Origin of the sequence: Arcobacter defluvii (assembly GCF_013201725.1) — a bacterium.
Lineage (GTDB): Bacteria > Campylobacterota > Campylobacteria > Campylobacterales > Arcobacteraceae > Aliarcobacter > Aliarcobacter defluvii.
Genome location: NZ_CP053835.1, coordinates 1,295,314 through 1,320,372 on the forward strand (window position 1 = coordinate 1,295,314; position 25,059 = coordinate 1,320,372).

Below are 25,059 nucleotides of genomic sequence, written 5' to 3' on the forward strand. Positions count from 1 at the left end.
ATAAAATTAGAAGGTGTTAAATGAGTAATAAAATTGAACAATTAAAAAAACAATGGAATACTTGGGATAAATCATGGAATAGTGTAGAACAATATAATGGTTTTATAGAAAAATACCCAGTTAATTTATTAGAAAAATTAACTTTGGAAGAATACACTAATATAAAAATAAATGATAATGATGAATATTTTACTCATTGGTTAGAGCGGAAAACTGAGAACTGTGGAAAGTTTAGAACAGCAAGTTCGTATGCTTATGGAATTTATAAAGTAAATCCAAATAATATCCAAGACGAAAATGAGAAAAAAATTGCTGAAGATAAATACAAAGCTTTTGATGAAAATAATAAAAAATCTAAAGATTATTTGAGTAATGATAAAGCACAAGAGTATTTTAAGAAAAAGGTATTACCAATAATAGTTGCATTGTCAAAATATGAAGATATTGGAGATAATTATAACTTAAAAACTGTAAGACCACTTGATATAAATTATGCAAGAAAAATAGCTTATATGTATAATGTAGATAAACTAATACCTATATTTAAAAAAGAGGTATTGGAGTCTATTTCAGAGTTTTTTGATATTAAAGATGAAATTGATTTTTCATCTTATAAGGCAACAGAACTAATTTTAGAAAAAATAAAGAAAGAGTTTGAAATTAATGAAGATATTGATATTCAACAAAGTCAAAAACTTGCTAGTTTTTTATGGGAAAAATTTGGAACATCAATAAGTTTTGAGAGTAAAAATATAATTTATTATGGAGCACCAGGTACTGGGAAAACATACACTGTACAAAATGCGATTAAACAAAAAATGTTACTTGAAAATGCAAAATCGTTTTTTACACAATTTCATCCATCTTTTGGATATGAAGATTTTATAGAAGGATTGAAACCATCGATAAAAAATGGAGCTACTGAATTAGTTTTGACAGATGGTATATTCAAAAAATTTTGTAAAGAAGCAATGAATGAATTAAAAAATGCAAGAAAAGAAAAAAGAGAACCTATTAGCTATTATTTTTTAGCTGATGAAATAAACAGAGCAGAATTATCTACAGTTTTTGGTGAACTTTTACTATGTATTGAAGAGAGTAAAAGAGTAGATTTTGATGATAAAGGTAATATCAAAGATGGCTCAATGCTTATTGGTACACAATATAGTTATCTTTATAAAAATGAAAATGATGCTGTAATTGTTGATAAGGGCGAATATAAATTTGGAGTTCCTATCAATTTATATTTTATTGGAACGATGAATGATATAGATAGAAGTATTGATAGTTTTGATTTGGCTCTTAGAAGAAGATTTATTTGGGAAAGAATGGATTGTAAATATGAAGTAATTTTAAATGATGAAAAATTTAAAGATGTAGAAGAGAGAAATCTAAACAACTACATAACAATTTGTGAAAACTTAAATAATTTTATTGCGCTTACTTTAGGATTAGGAAAATCTTATGAAATAGGACATTCGTATTTTATGAATATTGAAATACCAACTAAAGGGCAAAATGCAAATAAAATTACTCAAAATAATGTCGAACTACTTTTTAATAAAAAACTTAAACCATTGATTGAAGAGTATTTAAGAGGTGAGTATTCACTATCTGATATAGAAAAAGAACTAGAAAAAGCTCAAAATATATTTAAGTTAAAATAATGATACAAACAGTTGATAATTATCAAAAAATAGAAATAGATACTAATAGATATTATTTTAGATTTGAAGGTAATAAAACTCAAATTAATAATGATAAAAAAGTTATTGGTGAAAAACTTGAAATAAATCTAAATGATTATCAAACCAAATCACTAATCTTTTCATTTTTCAAAGATGAAGAGAAAATAATATCTAAAAATGAAGATGATTTAATCATCTCTATCAAAAAAGATGGGGATAACTACCTTGCTCAAACTGGAAATTATGTAGGAAAGTTTGTTTGGCAAGGTTTAGAAATTGATATAAAATCAAGATTTTCAAATACTTTTTTAGAGAGAATGTTAAATTTTGCAAATGATATTTTTCTTGATGATGTAAGTATTACAGGTAATAAAGTAGATAAAGATTTTGATATTTCGAAATATATAATTTATTACATGTTTGTTCAAAATCTTGAAAAGGCTTTTTTACTTGGACTCCCAAAGTCATATAGAAGTATAGAACATCATGAGATGAAATTAAAAGGGAAAATTGATATTAATAAATTTATTAAATATGATATTCCATTTCAAGGTAAAATTTCAAGTGTAAGTAGAGAACAAAAAGAGATTCAAGAAATCATAGATGTATTATATAAAGCTGTAAAAATTATAGATAATAAAAATAAAGCTTTTTTAAAAAATATTTTACATATAAAAACTCATCTAAAACAATATAAAAGTAATAACTATGTTTCAAATGAAACCATAAATAAAGCATTAAAATCAAAAGCTTTACAAAATCCAATTTTTGCACCATATAAAAAAGTGCTTGAATATGCAAGATTTATTATAAATGGAAATAATATAGAAGAAAAAAATGATGGAAAACAAGAAACTTTCGGATTTATTATCAATGTAGCAGAGCTATTTGAAATTTATATCACTAAACTTCTTCAAAAAGAGTTTAGTGATTGGTATGTTGAAAGTCCTAAAATAGAGCTATATGATACACCACAAATGTTTTATCAAAGAAAAATTATTCCTGACATTGTGATGATAAAAGATAAAGATGTGATAGTTTTTGATACAAAATATAAAAGAATGAATATGATAGGTAAAAATAAAAATGGAGCTGGAGATGTTGATAGAAATGATTTTTTCCAAATCAATACCTATATGAGTTATTATCAAAATAAAAATTTTAATGTAAAAATTGGTGGACTTTTATATCCAATAGAAAAATCATTTATAGAAAATAAAAATATTTGTCATAGTCAAACTTGGTTTGGAAATTTAAATACAAAATTCATAGTTGATGGTATTGATTTATCAAATTTAGAAGAAGCAAAAGATAATGAAAATAAATTCGCTCCAATATTAAAAAGAGAGCAGAAATTTATTAAAGGGATTAAAAATTTATTAAATTAGACATAAATATGTCCACTTAAAATTTTATACTTCTTTATATCAAATATAAAGGAGCATAAAATGCTAGAAAATAACATAATTGTAGAACTTACAATAAATGGTCAAAAAGTAAAAGTTGGACATAAATTTTTGGAATCTATAATCATAGATATACCTGATGTAAAAGAAAATATGAAAATATTTACTTTATTAGCTTGTAATGATAATTATGAAATAAGAGAAAAAATTTCAAATAAAGATTATTTGTCAAAAGAAGCGATAGATATTTTATTAAATGATAAATCCGATGATGTTATTGTAAATATACTTTCAAATAGAGATGTAAATAAATATATCACAAATGAGCAGATATTTTCAATTATTGAGAAAGATAACACAAAATTACTTTCTACAATTGCAAAAAATATAGATGAATTTAAAAATTGCGATAGATGCAAAATTATCAGTCACATGGTAAAACATGAAAGTGCAAAAGTTAAAGCTTCTTTGTTCACATATAGTGTATCTGATTTACTTTCAAATGAAATGTTAAGTGAGTTGTCAAATGATAAAGATTTTGATGTGGCTTATGAAGCTAAAAAAGAACTAAAAGATAGAATGAAAGATTAACCATAGTTTTATTAGTTAAATTATTTATTGCTTCTATAAAAAGGATATAAAAATGTCAAAGCGAAATAAGAATACTTCTCAAGAGTTGCCAATTGATTATAAAGATTTCCAAGAAATACTTTTAAAACAAGGAAAAATAATTGGAATTGTAAAATTATTTGATGTTATAAATATTGAGAATATAACTAAAGAAATTAAAAATGAGTTTAGAGAAGAAATTAAAAAAGCAAAAGGTATTTTGATTCATTTTGAATCGTGTAATGATATTTCTCTTTTTACTATAAATGATTTTATTTCTTCTGTTAGAGAAAATACTTCTTTTGATTGTAAAGTAGTTTTTGGAACAAAAAGAAATCATAGTATAGAAACAAATAGTTGTTTGCTTCAAATTATTTTTAGTGGGTTGTGAATAAGACAAAAATATGTCCCGTAGTTTATTTATAATCTTTTATAAATAAATCAAAAGGACAAAAAATGCTAAAAGATGTTTTATTTATCACAAAAGAAGTTTTCTCGAAAGCTTTATCAAAAAAGAAAAACCTAAGAAATCCAAAAAGAGTTTATGATGTTTTTAGAAGTTTTCAAGAAGTTATAAGTGATGTAAATTTAGTAGCAAATCACTATTTAGCTTTGAATTTTACAGAACATTATCTTCAAAACTCATCTTTTGGAGAACCTGTTGATAAATGGAGATATTTTTTAAATAAAGATTTAGAAGAGTTAAATGGAACTGTAAAAGAGTATTTACAAAATCTATCTTATCTTTCACATGATGATTCTACATTTGAAACTTATGTAAATGAGATTTTTAATGCAAAGGTATATTATGCATTTGTTAGAGATAACTATAATGTAGGATTTGTGGAACAAAAAGGAAATTTATTACATCTAAATATTTTAGAAACTGATAAAAAAGATATACAAAGTGTTTATATAGGTAAACATAAAAAAATAGATTTATCAACTTTTGAAGCAAAAGTATCTTTACAAAAAGAGTTAAATGATATAAATGTTGAGTTGAAAATAGAACTTGAGAAATTAAAACAATATATTAAAAATAGATATAGTTTAGATGATTTATTGGTTTAATTAAATATCTAAAATTGTAAAAAAATAGAATTTGTATCTCAGAAATTATTAATTAAATAATTTTTAAGATAGAATCAATTGTTTAATATCATATACGAGGACTTAAAAATGAAATATACAAATGCCGATATATGTGAATTAGTAGCTAAATTAGAAGGTTTTATCGGGCGAGAAACATCATCATTCAATATAAATGAATGGTATGGTTTTAATAATTCTTTTAAACAAACTGCTTATTTTAAAGTTTGTCAAGGTGCTGATAAGAATGGAACAGGAAAGTACAATTTTTATAAAAATAAGTTACCAACAAATAAAATTTTTATTATTATTAAAGATGGAGAAAACTTTTGTTATAGAGAAGCATCTTTTAATGAATTTGATTATACACAAAGTTCTAAAATATCTATTGCTAAAAATAACTTAAATAATTTTAAGCATTTAATTTGGGATGAAGAGATAATAGAACAAATTAATGCTACTAATGTTGTTTATAATCGAATTTGTAATAGAAATGAAGAAGTAAATAAAAAAGCTATTGAAGATTTACTTAATCAAAATCCAAAACAATGTTATTATTGTGGAATAGATATGAAAACAATTAATGAATTAAATAATGCTTCTATATTAAATTCTTCTCTATCTTGGCATCATTCTAAAGGATTAACAAAAAGAACAACTAGAATGACTTTAGAAGTTGAACAATTAAATCCAAATGGTGGTTATGTAAAAGGAAATATTGTTTGGGCTTGTTCTTGGTGTAATAATGCAAAAACAGATACTTTTACAGAAGATGAATTTAAAAATATTGCTTGTGGGATTAATATTGCTTGGAATGATAGATTACAACAAATAGGCTCAAATTCTAAAGTGATTTTTCCTTGGCAAAATCAAGTTAAATGTTGTAAATAAAGCATAAAAGAGAACTAAAATTCTCTTTTATTTCCTTTCTCAAATTCCAATTTTTTCACTAGAAACGCAATGCAAAGCACCACCTTCTTTTATTATAGAATTAAATTTTATAGGTTCAATAATACAATTTTTATAAATATTCTGAAGTTGCTCTAAAGCTAAAATATCTTCTTTTATACCATAAATAGGCACTATTAAAACATTTTCTATTTTTACAAAATTTAAGTAAGCTCCCCAATTTCTATTTTTTGTAAAAAAGCTATTGGTATATTTCATAGCTTGGATATTTAGATGGTGTTTTTGTAAAGTTTTTAATAATTTGTCATTAAAAGTTTTTGATTCAAGAGAAAAATCATTTATTAAAACGCTATTTTCATTAATCCATTGCACCATACTATCGCTATGCCCAAATGTATCATATGGTTGTTTTGGAATAATGATTAAATCTTTTAAATCACATTTTGATTTGATAATTTCTATTATTTCAGCTTTTGTTTTTGATGGATTTTCTTTGAAAATTTTATCTGTCATTATAGCTTTGTTTTTATATCTCACAAAATTTCCACCATCTATAATTAAATTCATGTGATTTTTCTCATAAATGATTTTGGTTTTAATATCTTTATATTTATTGTTTTGTAAATAATTAGGTTCATAAATATAGGATACTAATGTTCCATCATCTAAACATATAGGCATAAAATCCCTTGTCCAAATATCTTTAGTATTTTCTAAAATTTCATAAGAAATATTATGTTTATTTAAAATATTTACTAAATTTTCTGATTCTTTTGGATAATTATCAAAAAATATCTTTGATAAACGAATTGTTTTTTTCATATTAATCCTAGTTATAAAATATTTTTGTAGAAGTTAATCTTAACATTGTAAATAGACAATATTATGTCTTGTTGATAGAGTAAAATATTTTAGAAAAAGTAGGAGTTTATAAATGGATAAAAATATAATTGTCAAAGATAAAAATGCAGATTCAATTTCTATTGAAAAAATCAAAAATATTTTAGAAAATCAGAAATCTAATGATAAAGATTTGTATAAAAAAATAGGTTATAACTCAAAACAAATATTTGAAAAGAGTTTAAATAAGTTTTTAAAATATAAAAGTCTTAAAGAATGGATTGAAAAAGGTTATTATGATTTTACAAATAATGCCACTGAATTTTTTGTAAAACTTTCAAAAGAATTAGGATTTAAAGATAGTGAAATTAATAATATTATTTTCAAAATAACTGAATATATTGAAGAAAAAAATAAATTATCAAGTAGTTATATCTTTATAAATACAAATTTCAAAAGAGAAGGTGAATCTATTTTAACACTTGCAATGTTGGAGAATAAAAGAAGAATTTCCTTATATAAAAATGAAAAGTTTTTGTTTAAACCAATAAATGAAATATTAGAACTTGTATCAAGTATAGTTGTAGAACACTATGAGATAAATAATGGGAAATGCTTTATTTGGGGGAGATATTGTTAATTATCAATTGCATTTATTTGACAATTTATATACATATTCAATAGATGGTAAACTAACAGATGAGAAAAATAATTTAGATACAAATATTGCATCTATAAGCATTTAAGGAAAACAATGTATTTACTAAATGAAGCACCAATATTTTTTAAATTTTTAGATAGATTTTTAAAAAAAGCTGGTTCAAATATTGATATAAAAAAATCAAAAAATCTTTTTTTATATGATAAATGTATGTGCAATAAAAATAGTTGTAATACATTTATTTTAAAAAGTAAGAGAAAAATTGAAGATGGATATTATGTTTATCATACAATAGAGACAAATAAAGGAACTTTTGGAATTGAACTTTGTGATAATGGCTATTTTTCATTTGTAGCTCAAGGAAATAGTAATTTACCTTTTAAAAAAGAGTTTGAAGTGATGTTTAAAAAAGAGTCATCTATTACAAATAATTTGATAATAAAAAATTCTAAAAAAGAGTTGTCATATAAAGACCATCTTATTTTAGAGAGATTTTTTATGGATTTAGAAATTGACCCTATGTATTTTATTTGTATTGATGAATATATAGAAGATTTTATTTAAAAGGATTTTGAAATGATTTTTCCAAAAGATATAACTAAACAGAGTGCTAAAAAATATTTAGAAATAAGAAATAAAGATTTTATAGCAATGTTTGTATCAGGTTCAAACTTACATCCAAATCCTAAATTATATAAATATTATTGGTGGATATATGCAATTGATTCTAAAGAAGATAATGCAGAAAAAGTTTTTTATCAAGATAAATATAGATTAACAACTAAAGAGTTCATGGATGAATATGAAAGATTAAATAAAGAAAAAATATCATTTGCTTATGTAAATGTAAAATATCATAGATTGGGTGCTTCATTTAATTATGATAAATTAAAACAATTAAATCCAGATATTGAATTTGCACCAAAATTTGATGATGATAATGATGAGATAAGCAAGGATGGGCATAAATGAGAATGTTCTTAGATGATATTCGAGAACCTAAAAATAATTATGATGTAATAGTTAGAAATTATGATGAAGCAATAAACTTTGTAAAACAAAAAGGTATTCCATCTTTTATATCATTTGACCATGATTTAGGTTGTGATGAAAAAGGAAATGTACTAAAAAGTGGTTATGATTTTGCAAAATGGTTAGTTGATATGGATATTGAAAATATTTATAAATTTCCAAATGATTTTTCATTTGAAGTGCATAGTGCAAATCCAATAGGAAGAAATAATATAAATTCAATTTTGAATAATTATCTACTTTTTAAAGTAAAATATAAATAAGAATTTGGAGAAAAATATGGCAAAAGTAATAATATTAAGTGGAGCAGGAATTAGTGCAGAATCAGGTATTTCAACATTTAGAGATGATAATGGACTTTGGGAAAATCATAAAATAGAAGATGTTTGTACAAATGGCTGTTTAATTACAAATAGAGAACAAACTATTAAATTTTATGATATGTTAAGAGTAGGACTTGAAGATAAAGAACCAAATTATGCCCATAAAATTGTTAGTAATTTAAAAAATAAATACCCAAATGATATTGCAGTTATTACTCAAAATGTTGATGATTTATTTGAAAAAGCTGGATGTACTGATGTACTACATTTACATGGATTTTTAAAAGAACTTAGATGTGAAAAATGTAATACGATAGTTAATATAGAGTATGAAAAACAATTCAAAGATCATGATAACTGTCCCAAATGTAATAACTTACTAAGACCAAATATTGTTTTTTTTGGAGATTCTGCTCCAAAATATAAAGATATGTATGAAGAATTTGAAACTTGTGAAGTATTTGTAGTAATTGGAACAAGTGGTGCAGTTATTTATACAGATATGTTTTTAAATCCACAAATTAAACTCTCTATTTTAAATAATTTACAAGAAAGTCCATATATAAATGATACTGTTTATTCAAAAGTTTTATATAAAAAAGCTAGTGAAGCAATTGATGAAATTGCTAGTGACATTGAAAAGTATCTTTTAAATTAGAATAAGACAAGAATTTGTCCAGATAAAACTATAAACTTCTTATATAAAACATAAGGAGTTTATAAATGCAAAGCCTTTACTCAAAATTACTAATTTTAAAAGATGATGAAGATTTTTTCAAAAATAGTAAAAGAAATAGTGTTATTAAACAATTACAAAAAGAGTTGAATTTAACTCTTGAAGAATCAACTATTTTCTCAATTATTATGTCATATCAATTAAACTCAAATTATGCATCAGAGTTCTCAAAAATAAAAGATGATTTTAAATTAGAGAATGAGGCTTATTTAAAATATTTACATACAGCTTATAAACTTGAGAAAAAAGGTTTAATAACATTAGCAGAAAAAAGAAGAAGACGAACTTCAAAAATTAATCCTGAGTTTAATATCGATGATATGATTTTTAATAAATTAATCCTTGGATTTGATTATTTAGATGAAGTTGATTTTAGTGATATTTACTCTGTTGCAAATGTAATTGAAGATTTACTTGATAAAAAGAATGAAAATAAACTATCTGAATATAGATTTTATGATGAAGTTCAAAGAGTATTTGATAAGGTAGATAAAAACCAAGAGTTTGTTAAAATTATTAATAAATACACTACACATGAACAATTAATAATCTGTCATTTGATTTGTAGATATATTGATGGTAATAATTATGATGGAGCAAGTGATTTTGCAGAAACTTTTTTTGATAATCTTTCAGAAAGAGCAAGATTCTTAGAATCACTTTTGAAAGAAGAATTAGAAATTTTTCAAGATAAATTAGTGCAACTTGAAGTTAGAAGTAATTTTTTTGATTCTTCATCTAATATTGAATTAACACCAAAGGCAATTGCACTTTTACTTCAATCAAAAGATAAAACAAAAAAACAAGAGTTTAAAGCACAGTTTACTAAACATATAAAATTTAACACTTTAAAAAAAGAGATATTTTTAGATGAAAGAATTGCAAAAGATATAAACCAATTAAAAAATGTATGTAGTGCTAAAAACTTTAATAAAATCATAAAAGATTTGAAAAAAGCAAATCTACCATCTGGAATTGTTTCTATTTTTTATGGATTTCCTGGAACTGGAAAAACAGCATCAGTTTATGAAATAGCAAAACTTACAAAAAGAGATGTTTTACAAGTTGATATTAGCTCAATCCAATCAAAATGGGTAGGAGAGAGTGAAAAAAATACTAAAGCAATATTTGATGAATATAAAAGAGCTTGTGAGATTTTAAAATCAAAACCAATACTGCTTTTTAATGAAGCAGATGCACTTATTTCAAAAAGATTAGATGTCACAGATACTGTTGGTCAAATGAATAATACTATGCAAAATATTTTACTTGAAGAGTTAGAAAACTTTGATGGTATTTTTATGGCTACAACAAACCTAATAGATAACATGGATGATGCATTTTCAAGAAGATTTTTAAATAAAATCAAATTTGATAGACCAACAGCAAAAACAAGAACATATATTTGGAAATCAAAATTGCCAGAACTTGAAGATAAAATCTATGAAAAACTATCAATTTATGATTTAAGTGGTGGTCAAATAGAGAATGTAAGTAGAAAATATCTAATAAATAAAATTCTAAATCAAAAAGAGTTTGATTATAAAGAGATTTTAGAATATATAGAAGAAGAATTAGAGTTTAAAAAAAGTGACGAAAATGGTGGAACTAAAATGGGGTTTTTATCTTGATATTTTATAAAGGAGTATATTTTGCAAGGAACTTGGAAAACAAAAATAAAACATATTCAAAAAGATAAATTTAAACAAATAGTGCAAACGAAGAGTATTTTAAAACCAAAAAAGTTTTCAAAAGAGTTAAAAATAGATTCTTTAGAAACTTATAAATTTAAACAATCAAAATGTCCAAATAATCCCAAAAAAAGAATTTATAAAAAAATTGTATCTTCTAAAAATAGAAGAATACAAAGGGATTGGATAAAAGATGAAAGTTGGGAAAATGAGATTCCTACGCACAAACTTTCAAAATCTATATTAAGAGAGATTGTTTAGTAGTTATCAATTCTTGAATAAGAAGTACCATCTTGATAATTGATAACTATTCGTACTTGTTTAATATCTTTATCAAAATAGAAATTAGCCCAATTATCTTCTTTATCTCTAAAAATAAGATGTCTTAAAATAGAATTGGAATAACTATCACAAAAGTCTTTTTTAGTTATTTCAAATTCTTCTTTTAGTTCTTTCCATTTTGAGTACATTTTTTATTCCTTAAACTAAATTTGAGGGATGAATATTTTAGGAGTTTTTTAAGACATAAACATGTCTTGTTTTTATAATGCATTTATTTATATTGAAGTAGAATAATCAATATCTTTACAAAGGTTTAAAATGATTCAAGTTGTTCAAAAACAAAACGATAACACCAAATATAATAGAATAAATCAAATCTATGAAATGTTAAAAAATAATACTCATGGTATGACTATAACTGAATTATCAAAAGAATTAGATGTTAGTACAAAAACTATTCAAAGAGATTTATATGAGGTATTAAGTACATATGGAGCTATAAAAGAGGGAAGAACTTGGAAAATAGACCCAAAATTAAAAGAAGATAATCTAGCTTCTAATGAAAAAATGATTTTAGGAATCCTTGATGAAATGGCAAAAGGTGCAGGTAAAATATTTTACTCAAAAGCTCACTCTTTATTATCTCAAGTAACTCAACAACTAGAACATCCAATTTTTGCAAATATAAATGGTGAATATTTAGAAGAAAAAAGTATTGCTTTATTTGAACAAATAGAAAAAGCTATCAAACAAAAAGTTGAAATTAAATTTGATTATGAAAATTATAACTTTCATGTAAAACCTCTTAAATTAGCATTTTTTGATGGATTTTGGTATTTATTGGCTCTTCATATAGGGGAAAAAGAGATATTCAAAAAGTATCATTTAAAGAGTATTAAAAATGTACAAATTTTAGAATATACCTTTGAAATTCCCCAAATTGTAGAAGATAGATTAAGATATGCTAACTCTGTTTGGTTTAACCTTGATGAACAATTTAGTGTTAGATTATTTATAGATAAAAATGTTAGAAAATATTTTGAAAGAAAACCATTAAAAGGTCAAACAATAATAGGTGTTGATAAAGATGGTTCAATAGAAATAGAGATAAAAATCACAAATGAAATGGAAATAATTCCATTAATTCTTTATTATATTCCATATATAAAAGTAATAGAGCCTCAATGGTTGGCTGATGGTGTTAAGGAAAAAGTTCAAGGGTATTTGAAAGAGATATAATAAGATAATTTTGTTATAATAACGCAGGTTATCATAACAAAGGTTTTTATAATGAAATTTTACAATAGAGAAAAAGAGTTAGCAGTTCTAAAAAAAGCAGACAATTTGAAATCTCAAAAGTCAATAATGACAATGTTGATTGGTAGAAGAAGAGTTGGAAAAACAACTCTTGCTTTACAAAACTATTCAAATAAAAAGGTTTTATATTTTTTTGTTTCTAAAAAAAATGAACAACTACTTTGTGAAGAGTTCTGTAACGAAATAGTTGATAAGTTAGAAGTTAAGATTTTTGGAAAACTTACAAAATTTGAAGAGCTTTTTGAATATATTTTAGAGCTTGGAAAAACACAATCATTTACACTTATAATTGATGAATTTCAAGAGTTTTTTAGAATAAATGAATCAATTTATTCATCTATGCAAAAACTGTGGGATTTGAACAAAGATAAAACAAATATTCATCTCATAACTTGTGGTTCTGTTTATTCACTAATGAAAAAAATCTATGAAGATAATAAAGAACCATTATTTGGAAGAAGTGATTTTAAAATAGATTTAAAACCTTTAAAAGTTAGTGTATTAAAAGAGATTTTAAAAGATTACAACTCATATTCAAATGAAAATTTACTTGATTTTTATTTGCTAACAGGTGGTGTGGCAAAATATATTGAACTATTTATTTTAAATAATAGCTTTGATTTAAAATCAATGATAGATACTATAATTGACCCAAACTCTATGTTTTTAGAAGAGGGTAAAAATAGACTTATAGAAGAGTTTGGAAAAGAGTATGGAACATATTTTTCAATTTTAGCTTTGATTAGTGATTCTAAAACTTCAAAAAGTGAAATAGAATCTATTTTAGAACGAAATATTTCAGGACATTTAGCACGACTTGAAAATGACTATAACATCATAAAATCAATTAAACCAATAAATGCAAAACCAAACTCAAAAGTTCAAAAATATGAAATAGTAGATAATTTTTTAGCCTTTTGGTTTAGATTTATTTTTAAATACCAATCACTTATTGAAGCTGAAAACTTTGATAGATTAAAAGAGATTATATATAGAGATATTTCAACTTTTAAAGGAAAATTCCTTGAAAAGCTTTTTGTAGAACTTTTAAAAGAGAAACAAACTTTTACAAATATTGGTTCATATTGGGAAAGAAATAATCAAAATGAAATAGATATAGTTGCTATTGATAATATTGATAAAAAACTTTTGATTTGTGAAGTGAAATTAAATGAAAAACGCTTAAACTATAACGATTTAGTTTTGAAATCTCAAAAATTAGTTCAAGAATATAAAGCTTATGAGATTGAATATAGGCTTTTGTCTGTAAAAGATATTTGATTTATTTTAAAGACACTTTTTCGTCCAATTAAAACAATAAACTATTCCAAAGAAAACATCGGAAGAAAAAATGATAGAAAAACTAAATGAAATAACACAAATTATAAATGAAGCCCAAGCTATCTTAATAACAGCTGGTGCTGGAATGGGTGTTGATAGTGGCTTACCTGATTTTAGAGGAAATGAGGGATTTTGGAATGCTTATCCAATAGCTAAGAAATTAAATTTAGGTTTTCAAGATTTGGCAAATCCTATTTGGTTTGCTACAAATCCACCAATGGCTTGGGCTTTTTATGGTCATAGATATAATTTATATAAAAATACTATTCCTCATGATGGTTTTAAAATGCTTTTGGATTTAGTAAAATCAAAAAATGATAATTATTTTATATTTACTTCAAATGTAGATGGTCAGTTTCAAAAAGCTGGATTTGATGAAAATAAAATTGTTGAATGTCATGGGAGTATTTCATATTTTCAATGTAGTGAAGATTGTAGAAAAGAGATTTGGGAAGCACATGAAGAGTTTGATATTGATATGGAAAAATTTGAATCAATAACTATTCCTTTATGCCCTAACTGTGGTGATATCTCTAGACCAAATATTTTAATGTTTGGAGATTGGAAATGGAATCATAAAAGAACTACTTCTCAAGAAGCAAAATATAATAAATGGCGAAAACAAAACAAATCAAAGAAACTTTTAGTTATTGAACTTGGTGCTGGAACAGCAATTTCAACAGTTAGAGCTGAAAGTCAAAATATTGCTAAATATTATAATGGAAAACTGATAAGAATAAATCCAAGAGAGTTTGATGTGGATTCAAGTTATGGTTATTCTATTGCTTTGGGAGCTTTAGAAGGCTTAAAAGTTATTATTTAATTAAATATATTTTGAAAATACAGAAAGTCTTTAAAGACTTCCTGCATCTAATTCATCTAATTCTTGTAATTTTTTGTAGATAGTTTCTTCATAACCTTCTTTAAATTCAGGAAATGTATCTTTAGCATAAGATAATGCAAGATTTAAATATTCTCTTGATTTTTTAGGACTATCATTTTTAATAGCATCCGCCATAATCACATATGTTTTTGTATAAGTAGTATAGTTAGTTGTGTCTATTTTAGTTAGATAATGTTCACAATATTTTAAAACTTTGTTAGAATTATTGTTTTTAGAAAAATATTTTATTAGAGTTTGATATACTCCATTAAAATTTGTTAGTAAATCAGGGTTTAAATTACAAAGTTCAGGTGTATTAATAACATTTTCCATATGCTCTATATAAATTGCTTCAAAATTACAAGAGTTTATATTTTCATTATTTTTAAATTTATCAGTAATAGAATCAAAGATTTTGTCATTTCTATCAAAAATTTTCAAATACTCTTTTAATGCAGTACTTTTTTTTACTTTTTTCCAAGATTCAAAAGTATCTATAAAATCACAAGTTTTTTTCCAACAAATTATAGAAGATTTCCCATCATATTGTGATTCTATAAATTTCCAAATTATATTTTTTTCTTTTTGTGACCAATTATGCTCTAGTGAAAATCTATTTACTAAACTATACTCAATTTCATAATTTTTATAGTAAATATGGTGTATATCACTATAATATGCATTATAAAGCATATCTAAACAACTAGCATCATAGCTATCTAAATTTTTTAAAATCATTGATGCAAAAGGGTATTCGCTAAAATCAGATTGTGTTAATGCATAATGCCCTAATTGTTTTAAAATAACATGACCCAATAGTGTTTTATAAATTTCAAGATTTGATTCTTCTAAATTCCATTTTTCTTTAAGTACAAATGCGGAATGTAATATTCTCTCAGGACAGATTTTAATTAAAATTTGACCATTTAATTCATCACTATTTTCTATATACACACCTAAAAACTCAGTATCAAAAAGAGATAAATCTTCCATTTTATAAGTACGTTTATCTCTTTTTATTATGTCACCATAAAGTTCAACTTCATTAACAAAAAAGATGTTAAGTTGATTTAATTTATTTTGTCCATTATGGATTAAAGAGTGATTTATAATTTTATTTATCTCTTCTTTCATTTTGTAATCTACAGGTAGGATTGTAGATTTATTTACATATATTATTTCAAGTTGCATATTTTCTCCTTTTTTTATTTTTTATAGTATTTAATATATGAGACAAATATATGTCCATTAAAATTAATAAAATTACTTAAATAATAAAAGGAAAATATAAATGCTTATTAATATTTTAGAAGATGCTTGTACAGGATTAAGAAAAGAAGAGAAAAGCTATAAAGTTATTGATACTTTAAAAATATTAGGATTAAATGGATATTGGTTTGAAAATATTGAAGAAAAATTCGAAATTTATTGTTTATTTGAAAACGAATTAAACCTGTCTAATGAAGATTTTGGAACTTTATGTCTATTAACAAAGGATTGTGCTTTAGAAATAGGAATCAGAAATGGAATAATTAATGTTGGATAATCTTAAAGCTTAGTAAATAGCTTTTTTAGTAGCATTAGATATGAAAATTAGAAAAAATAATTATAAGTAGGATTGAAATGAAAATAGCATTAGTCGTAACAGATAAATTTAAAGATTATAAACTTTTAGAAATAAAATTAGATGAATTAAAAGTAAAAGAAGTTATTTCAGGTACTTCTAATGGCTATGTTATGCTTGAAGAATATATTAAAACAAGACCTAATGTAAAAATAAGTTTGGCAAAAGGAGAAAATCGTCCAATTATAAGAGCATATAATGCAATAAATGAAGCTGATAATGTAGTTATTTTCGCAAATGGAGATGGAATTAGAACAGAACATTCAATAGCAAATGCTCTCAATGAAAATAAGAGACTTAAAATTTATCCTTATAAATCAAAAGCTTTTAATATAGAACAACAAAATGAATATATAAAAATTTCTATGTGTGGCAACTTGCAAAAAGCTTCAAAAATAGAAAGTGTGTGTTTGAATAAAAAAGAGGTTGAAAAACTGATTGATAGATTAACTGAAATGAAAAATAAATTATAAAATAAAGCTAATGAAAATACTTATTTATTTTAATTAAGCCTAGAATTTCCAAAATTAGACAAATAATTGTCCTATAAAAACAATAAACTTCTTTTTTATAAAAGGAGTTTATTATGTCAACAAGAATATTTTTTCAAACTTTTCCAAAACTTTTTTTACCAGAGTTTCAAAAAAGAAATAGCTGGATTGTAACTGTTTATTCAAATGAAAATGAAGAAAAAGCAGAATTTTATAATGCTTATTTTATTTATAAACACTATTATTGTTCTAAATGTGGAACAGTTGAAATAACTAAAAAAAGAGCAAAAAGAAGAGATAACTTTTATTGTGGTTATACTTGTAAAGTTTGTAAAAATAGTGATTTCCTAAATTTACTTTCAAATAATGAATTTTTTAAAGCAAAAAATATAAGTTTTGAGCTTTTTGAAAATCAAGATTTTTATCATATTCAACCATATATTCATATTCCATCTGTAAATTATGAAAATAAAGTTATAGATAAAAGAATAGAACTAAGAGGTTATAAATGTGATAAAAAAATCTATAATTCAAACTATTTTAAAGATGATTTTTTTAAAGAAGAAAATATCAAATATAGATTTACTGATATTTCTATAAATGAGATAAATAATTTCTTTTTGGAGAGTTTGAGGGTTGAATATATATGTAAAAAAGATGAGATTAAAAATAGTATATTTTATAAATAATTTGATAAACTCAATGAAATAAATAAGATTGATAAAAGGATAAATATTGACTATTTCTATACATTCTCAAACAAAATTTGATGATTATAATTTTTTTAGAGAGAAGATGGATGAAGTAATAAAAAAATATCCAAATATAAGTAAATGTTTTACAAAAAGAAGTAAAACTACTGAATTTGCAATAAGATATTTTGAAGATAAGAATGTAATTTGTGAACAACCTGATTTAGCAATTAGAAAGTTGGCAAAATTAAAAAGATTAGTTGAAGTTGCAAATTTAAGTATCTTTTTTTATAGAGAAGATATTATTGTAGGTGCAGAATTAACAAAAAATACAATTGATAGAGCAAAAAAATTGAATAAAGAATTTATTATTTTTGAATATCCGATATTTTAAAATTTAATATATTAAAAATTATTTATGGAGATATTATAAATGCAAATTAATTTAATTGAGTTAGAAGAAACTTTAAAACAGATGAATACTTTTAACTTATTTAAAAATAATGATACATATTTTGATATATTAGGATATGGACATTATGAAAATATTAACAGCAATATTTTATCTTATTATTTTTCTTCTGATAAAGGACATAATTTATATAAATATTTTATTGAATCACTTTTTGAGCTGTTAAATATAAAAGAAAACTTTTTTACTTTCTCGAAAACAATAAGAGAATATTCTACATTAAATGGTGGAAGATTAGATATTTTAATTGAAACAGATGGATTTATTATAGGTATAGAAAACAAAATTTATCATCATGTATATAATGATTTAAAAGATTATGAAAATACAATTTCAAAAATTGCAAAAAAAGGTAATAAACAAGCTATTTTATGTTTATTATCACTTGATAAAGTATCTGGATTTTCTATAAAAAATATTTCTCATATAGAATTATGGAATAAAATATTTGAAAAAATAGAATTCAATAAATTTATACTTGATAAACATATTATTTTACTTAATGAAGTAAAAAAAAATATAGAATTTATCACAAAAGGAATACAAATGGAAGTAGAACAAATTAAATTTTTACAAAAAAATTCAGAAAATATAAAAAAATTATTAATATTAAAAGATGATTTTGCAAAAGAACAAAAAAATAAATGTGATAAATTAAAACAAGAAATTGATGAATTATTTAATGATAAAATAATAATTAAAACAGGATTTGCAACTGTAAATAATAAAGGATACTTTTTAAATGATTATATAGTTTATGTAGATATTGAAATAGATAATATTATTATTGCAATAGATATCGTTTTAGATATTTATCAGAAATGGAAAATTTTTTTATTTGATAGAAAAGAGGGAAAATTAAACAATAGAGTAAAAAAAATTTTAGATGATCATGATATTAAAGTTAAAGAAGAAGAAAAATATGATAACTGTATTAGAGCAAAAGTTCTAAAAACTGAAAATATAGAAGATTGTATAGAATTTTTAGAAGATTTTTTAAGAAATTTCATAAATTAAATTAATTTTAATAAATTCTAGATAAAACAAATATAGAGCGAATCAATAAATATAAAAGAATTTATTCAATTAAAATTTAGACAAAATATTGTCCACTTAAAACTATAAACTTCTCATTATTCTTATGGGAAGTTTATTTTTGAAATACTCATAAAAATATTATGTAAAAGCAGGAAGATTTTTTTATGGGACTAATATATTATAACTATGAATTTAAAAGTTCAAAATATCAAGAACTTTGGAAAGATGAATTAGAAAATACCATTTCAAATATGCAAAAATATTATAAAAATCACATGAGCTTAAATGCAATTTTATCAATATTTAAAAAAGTATTTCATATTACACCAATTACACTAAAAACTGATTTATCACTAAATAAAAGATATTTAAGAACACTTGCTATTTATCTTTTACTTACATACAGTTTTTAAGAAAAAGAAAAAATTGCACTTGAATTTCAAATCAGTTTAAATGAATTAGAACAATTTGAAAATATTGGTATTGGTTTTACTAATGATATTAAAACTTTTTTTGAATATTTTAAAGATGACTATTTAATAGAAAGAAAAAGTAATTTAGCTTTTCAAGAGGAAATTTCATTAAATTTAACAGATGGAGTTTTAAAACAAATAGACAAAATATTGTCCACATAGAACTATAAACTTCTCCTATAAAATATGAGAGGCTTATATGAAAATAGCTACAAAAAAACTACAAAATATCAAACTACAAATTACTTTTCCATTTGCAAATAAAAATGATGAAAATGAGCTAATTATTTATCAAAAAACTATACAAGAAGTTATGAAACTTTTTAATCAAGAGAGATTTTATATATCTTTTAATCGTAATAATAAAGGAATAGTTTGTGTTAAATCTATTGTTGATTTTATTTATAGTTTGGATGAAGAGATTAAAAAATCATTAGATTATCCAACTGTTGAGATTTTTTCAAGGGATGAAACTTTTGAGAATAATTTTATTTGTATTACTTCTTGTGAAAACTTATCAGTTAATCTAAAGGATAAAGAGAATAGTGATTTCCAGTTAGATGAATATTTACGAACTACTACAGTTGATTTAAAAAATTTAAAAATTTGTATCTCTTGTGATATTGAATATATTTTAATTTAAAAGGAAAATCTAAATGAAAAAAACATCTTTTGTAATAGATTTGAGTAAAGAAGATTATATTAAATCATATATAGAAAAAACTAATTTTAATAAAACTAAAATTTATAATAAAAATGAAGTTGAAAAAATTGGTTTAGATGGATGTAACAGTATAGATACTTTTAAAGCAATAAAATCTATTTCAGAAGCATATATAAAAGCTGTAAAAAATATAAATGAAAAGATTGATGAAACTGTGATTATAATTGGACAAGATTATGTAAAAATGCCACTTGTTGATATAGAAATCAATATGGAAAATAAAATCATTACTAAAAATGATATTACAAAAATCTTACAAGATATGGTTAAAAATCATAAATACCATAATGATTATATTGCTATTCAAGTTCAATCTGTATGGTTCGTTTTAGATAATGATAGACATGTACTTGACGTAGTAAATCATAAAACTTCAATACTTAGATGTTATGCTTCTATATATTTTGTAGATAAAAATATATTTTCAAATTTTCAAGAGATATTTAGTAAATGTGGAATTATAAATCCAAGATTTAAAGCCATGTTTTTTGAAAGAAAGCATAAATATGAACTAGACATAAAGGGAAATCTTATTGAATTAGAAATTTTGAGTGCTTTTGAAAAAAAGTCATCTTTTGGTAAATGGCTACATGAAAGAAAATTTGTTTTAAGAGAGATTTTTAAAATTTTTTGTAAAAAATTAAATCAATAAAAAAATAGAAATCCTTATAAAAGATTGAGTTTTAGACAAAAGAGTGTCCAAAATTTTGTATATGATGTTTTAAATAAATTAGGAGAAAAAGATGCCAATAGCACTTTATACAATAGAAGAATATATAGTAAAAGAGAGAAAAAGAGATACTTATTGGTTGGTTTTTAATACAGTTTACAATGACATCCATGCTTTTAAAAAAGAGCCAACCGTAAATGAAGATGGTTCAAGAAATTATTTAAAAAAAGAGTTTACAGATTATAAAGCAAGAGAAGAATTTTTAGACTTTATGAAAACAAATTTTCCACAAACTAAGCTGATTGAAGTTTTTGATTTTGTGAGTACTTGTTATTTGTTATATCCATATTTAGGTAGTATTGCTATTGATTGTGAAAAAGATGATGAAGTTTTTATGGCTTTGAGTGAAAAATATGGAAATCCTTACGAAGATGGTATCAAAAATAATGCTGTTTTTTGGGCAATGACTTATGAACTTGCATTAGAGTCTCATAACGAAAGAATGGAAGTAATTGAGGGTGAGTTTGGGGATTGAAAGTTAAAATATAGATTAAAAATAATTTATAAAAGGCTATAATAATTCAATTTTGTTACAGTAAGAATACAGGAGTAAAATTTGTTGGATGAAAAATATATAAATTTTTTTGAGAAAATTAGGCTTTTTAAAGAAGAGCAAAAAAAACAAAAACAGCGTGGTCTAAATGATTATAATATGGTAAATGTTGTAAGAAAAGAAAACGCTGAAGTTGGAATGCATTCAAATGTAATCTACTCATTAATTGACCCAGATGGATTGCATTATCAAGATGATTTATTTTTACAAATATTTATTAAAGATGTTTTAGAAATAAATGATTTTGGAAATATTTTAAGTGTTAATGCTGAAGAATCAACAAATGAGAATAGAAGAGTTGATTTTACTATAAAAAGTAGTAATTACTATATTGGAATAGAAATGAAAGTTGATGCTGGAGATTTGGATAATCAAATTTCTCACTATTATGATGATTTAAAAGAAAAAGCATCAAAAGATTCAAATCAAGAAGTTATAATATATTATCTTACAAAAAATGGAAAAGATGCTTCAATATATAGTCATAATAATCAAGTTAAATACAAAAAAATTTCTTTTGAAAAACATATTTTAAATTGGATAGAAAATTGCCAAAAAGAAGTTAGAAATATTACAAATCTAAATGAAGCTTTTGAAAATTATAAAGATATTGTAAAAAAAATCACAAATAAATATGAAGGAAGAGTAATGTCATTAGAAAAAGAATTATTGAAAAAAGAAAATTTTGGATTAGCTAAAGAAATTAGTGAAGCATTTCAAAAAGCAATGCTTGAATATAAGGAAGAACAAATAAATTTAATTATTAATATGGTAAAAGAAAAAGGATTAGAATTTAAAACATGTTTTCCTAAGGATACGTCAATAGAGGTATTATCTGAATATATAATCAAATTTTTAGCTAGAGATGATCATTATTTGATACAAGTTTTTGATAAAACTGGTTATGGATTAGATGTTGATAAATTAAAAAAAGATATTATTTTAAAAAAACTAATAAATATTGATAATAGGTTTAAAGGTGTATATTCAAAAGTATATGGTCAAATGACAATTAATTATCAAGATGTAAATGACGAAAAATTAAAGGATTTATTTTCAAAATTAATAAACTTAAAAGATGAAAAATAATGATACTATCTAAATCTCAATATATCCGAGGACTTCAATGCCACAAGTCCCTTTGGCTTTATAAAAATAAGCCAAAATGATATTGTATTTCCTATTTATGATTCGAAAACTTCTGTTTTAGCAAAAAGTTCAGGGGTCATATGCTACTAGCAACTACAAAAGGAACATTTGCATTTGACAAAAATATTGCAAAAACCAAAATATATAGATGATAGACAATATCCAATTATTAGAAATGTTGGAATGGATGTACCTATTACTAGATTTAGTAAATAGTTTATAATGAATTATTGTTTCTATATAATTAAAAAGGTAATTTTTCAACAAAAGCTTTTCCACTATCTGGTGCAAGTTTTGCATATCTTAACGTCATTCTTATATCTTTATGATTCATCAATTTTTGAATTGTAAAGATTGGAGTTCCTATTATCGCTAGATGACTTGCAAAAGTGTGTCTTAGAGAATGGAAAACTATTTTGTTTTTTCTATCATTAAAATCTATTCCTTCATTGAAAAGTTCATCAAGTATTTTTCTTAATCTTCTTTCTGGATTTGAAGGAAATAGTTGATCATTTAATTTCAAATCAACAACTTTTTTTTCCAATAGACTTTTTAAATCATCTGTTAAAAAAGCTTTATATGTACTATTATTTTTAAAATCTTTTAATGTAAGCAAATTATGGCTGAAATCAATATCTTTTTTTTGTATATTTAAAAGAGTTTCTAGTCTTCCTCCTGTTTTTAATGCAAGATTAAAAAGTAAAAAAAGTGTTTCATCATCTTTTGAATTTTCATAAAGCGTTTCGATTTCTTCTTTTGTTAAAAATCTTTCTCTTGCATTATCTATATCGAGTAAGATTATATATTTAGAAAAATCATTTTTTATAAAATCATTTTTAAAAGCATATTTTATAAGAGCTTTTAAGAAGTTAAGTATATTATTAATAGATTTATCAGCCAATAATTCTTTTTTCAATACAGATTTTGTTTTTTTTAGTTGAAAAGTAAATTTTTGTATTTCATCTTTTGTTATATTTTCAAAATCTAGATTTTTAAAGTAGGGTAGAATGTAATGAGTAAAATGAGATTTATCAGTAAGTTTTGATTTTCCATCTTTTCTCAAAGTAAAATATTCATTTGCAATAGTTTCAATAGATAAAACATTTCTTTTTTTCTTTTGTGCAATTACAGGTGGTTCTTCACCATTTCTTTGTTTTGTGAGTATTTCATTTCTTTTTTGATTACAATATGCTTCTCTTATTCCTTCTGAATATTTACCTATTTTTTGCCATACTTTTTTATTTTGTTCATTTTTGTATGTGATATAATAAGTTTTATCAATTTTGTCATTTGTAGTAGTTTCTCTAAAATAGATGCCAGTTAGATTTGTTTTAATCATTTGAAAATTTTATACCCTATTTATACCTTCAGAATATGTAAATCATATTTTATAAGCTTTATTTGATTTTGTCAAGTTTAAACTAGTATCGATAAAATAGTATTTAAAGGCATATTTGAAAATTTAAGTTTTATAGAAAATTAACTTTACTTAGGATTTCCTCCAGAACACGCAAGTTCGAATCTTGCTGGGGTCGCCATTTTAAAAGCCCATAAAATAGGCTTTTATTTGAAAAAATAATTTAATATTTTATATATTTTTGTAAGATATATTTTTTTAGGTGTCCTTATAGGATAGTAAAAAGAAGTATTCTGGGCTAAAAATAAAGTAGCTTTCAAATATTGCTGGAAGATTAGTAACACTTTTAAATATACATAAAAAATATACTGACTTTACTCATAATCTTATAGCTTTAAAAGATTTTAAAAATAATTCAACTTACAAAGCTTTTCTAACAGATGAATTAAAGTACTTATTAGAGCTTAGAACTCAAAAATTATCTTTAAATGATAAAATCTTTACATCTAATCCTGAAAAGAGATTAAGGGCTATTTTAGACAATCTTTTTAATGATGGAATAATACACATGATAGAAAAAATAAAGTTGTAATCCATACATTAAGACATACTTTTGCAAGTCATCTAGCTATCAATGGAACACCTATCTTTACAATTCAGAAACTAATGAATCATAAAGATATAAAAATGACTTTGAGATATGCAAAATTAAGTCCTGATAGCGGACGAGAAGCTGTTATTAATTTAGGATTATAGAATAAAAAAAGACTGTTCAGAGTCTTTGTGTCAAAGATTGGTAGCCCTAGAATTTTAGCATAGTTAATCTTACTAATCCTAATTTGTGCCAAAAAGTACAGGTTATGGAACAAGCATTTTGATAACTCATTTTTTGTCCTATTTAGTGTTGACAGATCACTACCCTGCTATTAATATTAAATCATTAATAAAG

At 23.3% G+C, this 25,059-nt stretch carries 30 protein-coding genes and 1 pseudogene; 27 read left to right on the top strand and 4 right to left on the bottom strand.

What is annotated here, in order from left to right; translation table 11 throughout:
• Positions 1-20: 20 nt before the first annotated feature.
• From ADFLV_RS06555 to ADFLV_RS06580, 6 genes are all read left to right on the top strand, one after another.
• Entirely contained in the window at positions 21-1,667 is a 1,647-nt protein-coding gene (locus ADFLV_RS06555; protein ID WP_129012071.1) for an McrB family protein, read from the top strand.
• Complete coding sequence (locus tag ADFLV_RS06560; RefSeq protein ID WP_129012070.1) at positions 1,667-3,076, top strand: 5-methylcytosine restriction system specificity protein McrC; 1,410 nt, start codon at positions 1,667-1,669, stop codon at positions 3,074-3,076. The genes ADFLV_RS06555 and ADFLV_RS06560 overlap by 1 nt, the downstream gene beginning before the upstream one ends.
• A 60-nt stretch (positions 3,077-3,136) precedes the next feature.
• Positions 3,137-3,685, top strand: a complete 549-nt coding sequence (locus ADFLV_RS06565; RefSeq protein ID WP_129012069.1) for a hypothetical protein — start codon at positions 3,137-3,139, stop codon at positions 3,683-3,685.
• 52 nt (positions 3,686-3,737) lie between these two features.
• Positions 3,738-4,094: an FtsZ/tubulin family protein gene (locus tag ADFLV_RS06570; RefSeq protein ID WP_129012068.1), complete on the top strand. Its 357-nt coding sequence runs from the start codon at positions 3,738-3,740 to the stop codon at positions 4,092-4,094.
• 65 nt (positions 4,095-4,159) lie between these two features.
• Positions 4,160-4,774 carry a hypothetical protein gene (locus ADFLV_RS06575; RefSeq protein WP_129012067.1) on the top strand — a complete coding sequence of 205 codons (615 nt, stop codon included), beginning with the start codon at positions 4,160-4,162 and terminating at the stop codon, positions 4,772-4,774.
• Between the two features lie 108 nt (positions 4,775-4,882).
• Positions 4,883-5,683, top strand: a complete 801-nt coding sequence (locus tag ADFLV_RS06580) for a hypothetical protein (protein WP_129012066.1) — start codon at positions 4,883-4,885, stop codon at positions 5,681-5,683.
• 39 nt (positions 5,684-5,722) lie between these two features.
• On the opposite strand, the gene ADFLV_RS06585 is transcribed toward ADFLV_RS06580, so the two are convergent.
• Positions 5,723-6,523, bottom strand: a complete 801-nt coding sequence (locus tag ADFLV_RS06585) for an agmatine deiminase family protein (protein WP_129012065.1) — start codon at positions 6,521-6,523, stop codon at positions 5,723-5,725.
• Between the two features lie 112 nt (positions 6,524-6,635).
• Between ADFLV_RS06585 and ADFLV_RS06590 the strand changes: the two genes are divergently transcribed.
• The 7 genes from ADFLV_RS06590 (at position 6,636) to ADFLV_RS06620 (ending at position 11,245) form a co-directional block, all read left to right on the top strand.
• Positions 6,636-7,181: a hypothetical protein gene (locus tag ADFLV_RS06590; protein WP_129012064.1), complete on the top strand. Its 546-nt coding sequence runs from the start codon at positions 6,636-6,638 to the stop codon at positions 7,179-7,181.
• A gap of 114 nt (positions 7,182-7,295) precedes the next feature.
• Positions 7,296-7,766 (top strand): hypothetical protein, encoded by a 471-nt coding sequence (locus ADFLV_RS06595; protein ID WP_129012063.1) that lies wholly within the window; start codon positions 7,296-7,298, stop codon positions 7,764-7,766.
• Between the two features lie 12 nt (positions 7,767-7,778).
• Complete coding sequence (locus ADFLV_RS06600; RefSeq protein WP_129012062.1) at positions 7,779-8,174, top strand: hypothetical protein; 396 nt, start codon at positions 7,779-7,781, stop codon at positions 8,172-8,174.
• Positions 8,171-8,497 carry a cyclic-phosphate processing receiver domain-containing protein gene (locus ADFLV_RS06605; protein ID WP_129012061.1) on the top strand — a complete coding sequence of 109 codons (327 nt, stop codon included), beginning with the start codon at positions 8,171-8,173 and terminating at the stop codon, positions 8,495-8,497. Before ADFLV_RS06600 ends, ADFLV_RS06605 begins: the two co-directional genes overlap by 4 nt.
• Before the next feature lie 16 nt (positions 8,498-8,513).
• Positions 8,514-9,215 (top strand): SIR2 family NAD-dependent protein deacylase, encoded by a 702-nt coding sequence (locus ADFLV_RS06610; RefSeq protein ID WP_129012060.1) that lies wholly within the window; start codon positions 8,514-8,516, stop codon positions 9,213-9,215.
• Between the two features lie 65 nt (positions 9,216-9,280).
• Complete coding sequence (locus tag ADFLV_RS06615; protein WP_129012059.1) at positions 9,281-10,924, top strand: ATP-binding protein; 1,644 nt, start codon at positions 9,281-9,283, stop codon at positions 10,922-10,924.
• Positions 10,925-10,945: 21 nt separating this feature from the next.
• A complete protein-coding gene (locus ADFLV_RS06620; RefSeq protein ID WP_129012058.1) occupies positions 10,946-11,245 on the top strand; it encodes a hypothetical protein in 300 nt (99 codons plus the stop codon).
• Here the strand turns inward: ADFLV_RS06620 and ADFLV_RS06625 are convergent.
• Positions 11,242-11,454 (bottom strand): hypothetical protein, encoded by a 213-nt coding sequence (locus ADFLV_RS06625; RefSeq protein WP_129012057.1) that lies wholly within the window; start codon positions 11,452-11,454, stop codon positions 11,242-11,244. The two genes, ADFLV_RS06620 and ADFLV_RS06625, sit on opposite strands and share 4 nt — an antisense overlap.
• A gap of 130 nt (positions 11,455-11,584) precedes the next feature.
• On the opposite strand from ADFLV_RS06625, the gene ADFLV_RS06630 reads away from it, so the two are divergent.
• From ADFLV_RS06630 to ADFLV_RS06640, 3 genes are all read left to right on the top strand, one after another.
• Positions 11,585-12,505: a helix-turn-helix transcriptional regulator gene (locus ADFLV_RS06630; RefSeq protein ID WP_164968543.1), complete on the top strand. Its 921-nt coding sequence runs from the start codon at positions 11,585-11,587 to the stop codon at positions 12,503-12,505.
• Between the two features lie 51 nt (positions 12,506-12,556).
• Entirely contained in the window at positions 12,557-13,864 is a 1,308-nt protein-coding gene (locus ADFLV_RS06635) for an ATP-binding protein (protein WP_129012056.1), read from the top strand.
• A 70-nt stretch (positions 13,865-13,934) separates the two neighbouring features.
• A complete protein-coding gene (locus ADFLV_RS06640) occupies positions 13,935-14,747 on the top strand; it encodes an SIR2 family NAD-dependent protein deacylase (RefSeq protein ID WP_129012055.1) in 813 nt (270 codons plus the stop codon).
• A 30-nt stretch (positions 14,748-14,777) separates the two neighbouring features.
• Here ADFLV_RS06640 and ADFLV_RS06645 read toward each other — a convergent pair whose 3' ends face one another.
• Complete coding sequence (locus tag ADFLV_RS06645; RefSeq protein ID WP_129012054.1) at positions 14,778-15,998, bottom strand: hypothetical protein; 1,221 nt, start codon at positions 15,996-15,998, stop codon at positions 14,778-14,780.
• A gap of 100 nt (positions 15,999-16,098) precedes the next feature.
• Between ADFLV_RS06645 and ADFLV_RS06650 the strand changes: the two genes are divergently transcribed.
• The 10 genes from ADFLV_RS06650 to ADFLV_RS06695 all read left to right on the top strand — a co-directional run bounded on the left by ADFLV_RS06650 (position 16,099) and on the right by ADFLV_RS06695 (position 22,693).
• Positions 16,099-16,353: a hypothetical protein gene (locus tag ADFLV_RS06650; RefSeq protein WP_129012053.1), complete on the top strand. Its 255-nt coding sequence runs from the start codon at positions 16,099-16,101 to the stop codon at positions 16,351-16,353.
• A 77-nt stretch (positions 16,354-16,430) separates the two neighbouring features.
• A complete protein-coding gene (locus ADFLV_RS06655) occupies positions 16,431-16,904 on the top strand; it encodes a hypothetical protein (RefSeq protein WP_172658762.1) in 474 nt (157 codons plus the stop codon).
• Between the two features lie 113 nt (positions 16,905-17,017).
• Positions 17,018-17,611 carry a hypothetical protein gene (locus ADFLV_RS06660; RefSeq protein ID WP_172658763.1) on the top strand — a complete coding sequence of 198 codons (594 nt, stop codon included), beginning with the start codon at positions 17,018-17,020 and terminating at the stop codon, positions 17,609-17,611.
• Positions 17,612-17,657: 46 nt separating this feature from the next.
• Complete coding sequence (locus ADFLV_RS06665) at positions 17,658-18,008, top strand: hypothetical protein (RefSeq protein ID WP_129012235.1); 351 nt, start codon at positions 17,658-17,660, stop codon at positions 18,006-18,008.
• Between the two features lie 39 nt (positions 18,009-18,047).
• Complete coding sequence (locus tag ADFLV_RS06670) at positions 18,048-19,103, top strand: PDDEXK-like family protein (RefSeq protein WP_129012236.1); 1,056 nt, start codon at positions 18,048-18,050, stop codon at positions 19,101-19,103.
• A gap of 185 nt (positions 19,104-19,288) precedes the next feature.
• Positions 19,289-19,537 (top strand): hypothetical protein, encoded by a 249-nt coding sequence (locus ADFLV_RS06675; protein WP_129012237.1) that lies wholly within the window; start codon positions 19,289-19,291, stop codon positions 19,535-19,537.
• 259 nt (positions 19,538-19,796) lie between these two features.
• Positions 19,797-20,240 (top strand): hypothetical protein, encoded by a 444-nt coding sequence (locus ADFLV_RS06680; protein WP_172658764.1) that lies wholly within the window; start codon positions 19,797-19,799, stop codon positions 20,238-20,240.
• Between the two features lie 13 nt (positions 20,241-20,253).
• The gene (locus ADFLV_RS06685; protein ID WP_129012240.1) at positions 20,254-20,973 is read left to right on the top strand and encodes a cell division protein FtsA; all 720 of its coding nucleotides are present in this window, start codon (positions 20,254-20,256) and stop codon (positions 20,971-20,973) included.
• 91 nt (positions 20,974-21,064) lie between these two features.
• Positions 21,065-21,526, top strand: a complete 462-nt coding sequence (locus tag ADFLV_RS06690) for a hypothetical protein (protein ID WP_129012239.1) — start codon at positions 21,065-21,067, stop codon at positions 21,524-21,526.
• Positions 21,527-21,607: 81 nt separating this feature from the next.
• On the top strand, positions 21,608-22,693 hold the full coding sequence (locus ADFLV_RS06695; RefSeq protein ID WP_172658765.1) for a PDDEXK-like family protein: 1,086 nt from the start codon (positions 21,608-21,610) through the stop codon (positions 22,691-22,693).
• A gap of 304 nt (positions 22,694-22,997) precedes the next feature.
• Here the strand turns inward: ADFLV_RS06695 and ADFLV_RS06700 are convergent, their stop codons facing one another.
• The gene (locus tag ADFLV_RS06700) at positions 22,998-24,092 is read right to left on the bottom strand and encodes a tyrosine-type recombinase/integrase (protein ID WP_129012219.1); all 1,095 of its coding nucleotides are present in this window, start codon (positions 24,090-24,092) and stop codon (positions 22,998-23,000) included.
• Positions 24,093-24,692: 600 nt separating this feature from the next.
• On the opposite strand from ADFLV_RS06700, the pseudogene ADFLV_RS15225 reads away from it, so the two are divergent.
• A pseudogene (locus ADFLV_RS15225) lies at positions 24,693-24,866 on the top strand (tyrosine-type recombinase/integrase); the annotation flags it as partial.
• Between the last annotated feature and the right edge of the window lie 193 nt (positions 24,867-25,059).

Coding starts and splice junctions, on each gene's coding strand:
- ADFLV_RS06555 (WP_129012071.1), top strand. CDS start 21: ATGAGTAATAAAATTGAACAATTAAAAAAACAATGGAATACTTGGGAT.
- ADFLV_RS06560 (WP_129012070.1), top strand. CDS start 1,667: ATGATACAAACAGTTGATAATTATCAAAAAATAGAAATAGATACTAAT.
- ADFLV_RS06565 (WP_129012069.1), top strand. CDS start 3,137: ATGCTAGAAAATAACATAATTGTAGAACTTACAATAAATGGTCAAAAA.
- ADFLV_RS06570 (WP_129012068.1), top strand. CDS start 3,738: ATGTCAAAGCGAAATAAGAATACTTCTCAAGAGTTGCCAATTGATTAT.
- ADFLV_RS06575 (WP_129012067.1), top strand. CDS start 4,160: ATGCTAAAAGATGTTTTATTTATCACAAAAGAAGTTTTCTCGAAAGCT.
- ADFLV_RS06580 (WP_129012066.1), top strand. CDS start 4,883: ATGAAATATACAAATGCCGATATATGTGAATTAGTAGCTAAATTAGAA.
- ADFLV_RS06585 (WP_129012065.1), bottom strand. CDS start 6,523: ATGAAAAAAACAATTCGTTTATCAAAGATATTTTTTGATAATTATCCA.
- ADFLV_RS06590 (WP_129012064.1), top strand. CDS start 6,636: ATGGATAAAAATATAATTGTCAAAGATAAAAATGCAGATTCAATTTCT.
- ADFLV_RS06595 (WP_129012063.1), top strand. CDS start 7,296: ATGTATTTACTAAATGAAGCACCAATATTTTTTAAATTTTTAGATAGA.
- ADFLV_RS06600 (WP_129012062.1), top strand. CDS start 7,779: ATGATTTTTCCAAAAGATATAACTAAACAGAGTGCTAAAAAATATTTA.
- ADFLV_RS06605 (WP_129012061.1), top strand. CDS start 8,171: ATGAGAATGTTCTTAGATGATATTCGAGAACCTAAAAATAATTATGAT.
- ADFLV_RS06610 (WP_129012060.1), top strand. CDS start 8,514: ATGGCAAAAGTAATAATATTAAGTGGAGCAGGAATTAGTGCAGAATCA.
- ADFLV_RS06615 (WP_129012059.1), top strand. CDS start 9,281: ATGCAAAGCCTTTACTCAAAATTACTAATTTTAAAAGATGATGAAGAT.
- ADFLV_RS06625 (WP_129012057.1), bottom strand. CDS start 11,454: ATGTACTCAAAATGGAAAGAACTAAAAGAAGAATTTGAAATAACTAAA.
- ADFLV_RS06630 (WP_164968543.1), top strand. CDS start 11,585: ATGATTCAAGTTGTTCAAAAACAAAACGATAACACCAAATATAATAGA.
- ADFLV_RS06635 (WP_129012056.1), top strand. CDS start 12,557: ATGAAATTTTACAATAGAGAAAAAGAGTTAGCAGTTCTAAAAAAAGCA.
- ADFLV_RS06640 (WP_129012055.1), top strand. CDS start 13,935: ATGATAGAAAAACTAAATGAAATAACACAAATTATAAATGAAGCCCAA.
- ADFLV_RS06645 (WP_129012054.1), bottom strand. CDS start 15,998: ATGCAACTTGAAATAATATATGTAAATAAATCTACAATCCTACCTGTA.
- ADFLV_RS06650 (WP_129012053.1), top strand. CDS start 16,099: ATGCTTATTAATATTTTAGAAGATGCTTGTACAGGATTAAGAAAAGAA.
- ADFLV_RS06655 (WP_172658762.1), top strand. CDS start 16,431: ATGAAAATAGCATTAGTCGTAACAGATAAATTTAAAGATTATAAACTT.
- ADFLV_RS06660 (WP_172658763.1), top strand. CDS start 17,018: ATGTCAACAAGAATATTTTTTCAAACTTTTCCAAAACTTTTTTTACCA.
- ADFLV_RS06670 (WP_129012236.1), top strand. CDS start 18,048: ATGCAAATTAATTTAATTGAGTTAGAAGAAACTTTAAAACAGATGAAT.
- ADFLV_RS06675 (WP_129012237.1), top strand. CDS start 19,289: ATGGGACTAATATATTATAACTATGAATTTAAAAGTTCAAAATATCAA.
- ADFLV_RS06680 (WP_172658764.1), top strand. CDS start 19,797: ATGAAAATAGCTACAAAAAAACTACAAAATATCAAACTACAAATTACT.
- ADFLV_RS06685 (WP_129012240.1), top strand. CDS start 20,254: ATGAAAAAAACATCTTTTGTAATAGATTTGAGTAAAGAAGATTATATT.
- ADFLV_RS06690 (WP_129012239.1), top strand. CDS start 21,065: ATGCCAATAGCACTTTATACAATAGAAGAATATATAGTAAAAGAGAGA.
- ADFLV_RS06700 (WP_129012219.1), bottom strand. CDS start 24,092: ATGATTAAAACAAATCTAACTGGCATCTATTTTAGAGAAACTACTACA.